We start from the raw sequence: 1,698 nt of genomic DNA on the forward strand, positions 1-1,698 counted from the left end.
GGGCGCGCAGAGAATCAACACGCTGGTTTGATCTTCGTGTGGGTCGGCTTGGGTGGTTGTGGCGTGAGGAACGCGATCATGTCTGCCGAGGTGCGGAAGCGGGCTGTTGAGGCGGTGATGTGGTTGCCGTGCCGTTCGAGGAGGGGTCGGACTTCATTGATCGCATCGGTGATCGTGCTCCTGTTGACGGCGAAGAGCTGGCCGATGAGGTCTTGGGTGCCGAGTTTGCGCAGGTAGAGCACGGTGGCCAGGATCCGGTCAGCTGGGGGGAGCTTGGGCTTGGCTCCCGCTCCGGGGGCCCGGAGGCGCTCGCCGCCGCGCTGTTGGCGCCGGATGTGCTCACGCTGTTCCTCCACGGCGGGGGTCAGCCGGTTGATCAGGGAGTTCAGCTGCGCGATGGTCATGCCGGTCAGTTCTGGGTCGTGCAGCGAGCTGGGGGTGGGGCGCTGGGCGGGGTGGTGGCCTTGGGCTCGGTGGTCTGGGGTGCGTCGCGGACGGCTGGGTGCGGATGTCCGGCGTGGAGGGTGTAGTTCCAGTCGCCCGTGGAAGCGGTGCCGGCTCATCGGCAGCGCGTCGATGTGGGCGTCGGTGACCTTGATCCCGGTGTCGTAGGTGCTTGGGTCGAGTGCGGCCTCGACACGCAGTCCGGTGCGGGTGGTGGTCGCCGCGATGGTGTTCACGATGACTTCATGGCTGGTCAGCGGTCTGCTGCGCCAGTTGAGGCTGATGTGGGAGAACAGCCGGTGCTCCACTTTGTTCCACTTCGAAGTTCCAGGAGGTAGGTGGCATACCGTGATGTCCAGGCCGGTCTCGGCGGCCAGCGCTGCGAGTTCAGTCTTCCAGGCACGGGTGCGGTAGCCGTTGGAGCCGCCGGCGTCCGCGGTGATCAGCAGCCGTGCGGCGTGCGGGTAGTCGCGCCGGCCGCGGGCGTGCCACCAGCGGCGGATCGAGGCCACCGCGAATGCGGCGGTGTCGTGGTCGCATCCGACGTTGACCCAGCCGGTGTGCGCGGCGACGTCGTAGATCCCGTACGGTATCGCCTTGCCCGGCCCCTGCCGGTCGAGGAAGTCGTGCGTCTTGACCTTCACCGGCTCGCCTTGAGGCTGCCACTCGCGGCCGGCGTTCTTGTACTCGCCGACCAGTTCTTTCTTCTTGGTGTCCACGCTGATCACCGGGTCCCCGGCGTCCCGGTGATCGCGGGCTTGTTCATTGATGTAGCGGAACTGCGCGTCGCGGTCCGGGTGCTGCGTGCCCTCGATCGTCTTGGCGTTGGCCTGCAAGCTGAAGCCCTCCTCGCGCAGCAGGTCGCCGACGGTGTCCGCCGAGACGCGATGGCCTTGCCGGGTGAGTTCGTCGGCGAGCTTGCGCGTCGACTTCGTCGTCCAGCGCAGTGGAGACATCGGGTCCCCGCGCATATCCGGCTCGACCAGCGCCAACAGTGCAGGTCGCAATCCCGGATCCACCTCGGCGGCCCTCTTGCGCCCGCCGCCGGGGCGGCGGACCCGGCCCAAAGGCTCCGCGCCCACTTCCAGCTCGTCGACGCCTTTGCAGACCGTGGTCTCGCTGACCTCGGCCGCCTGCGCGACAGCCCGGATCCCGCCATGCCCCAGGATCCGGGCCTCGGATCCCATCAGCAGACGGCGCTGACGCTCGTCCAGGTGCGGAAACAACACCGCGAATCTGACGGCGAGTTGATCA

1 protein-coding gene and 1 pseudogene are annotated in these 1,698 nt (G+C 67.8%); both read right to left on the reverse strand.

Annotation, left to right across the window (positions count from 1 at the left end; all coding sequences use genetic code 11):
• Positions 1-14 precede the first annotated feature (14 nt).
• Positions 15-404 (reverse strand): helix-turn-helix domain-containing protein, encoded by a 390-nt coding sequence (locus tag NGB36_RS34150; protein ID WP_505016757.1) that lies wholly within the window; start codon positions 402-404, stop codon positions 15-17.
• A 103-nt stretch (positions 405-507) separates the two neighbouring features.
• Positions 508-1,698, reverse strand: a pseudogene (locus NGB36_RS32980) (ISAzo13 family transposase); the annotation flags it as partial.

Source organism: Streptomyces humicola (genome assembly GCF_024436035.1).
GTDB classification, from domain to species: domain Bacteria; phylum Actinomycetota; class Actinomycetes; order Streptomycetales; family Streptomycetaceae; genus Streptantibioticus_B; species Streptantibioticus_B humicola.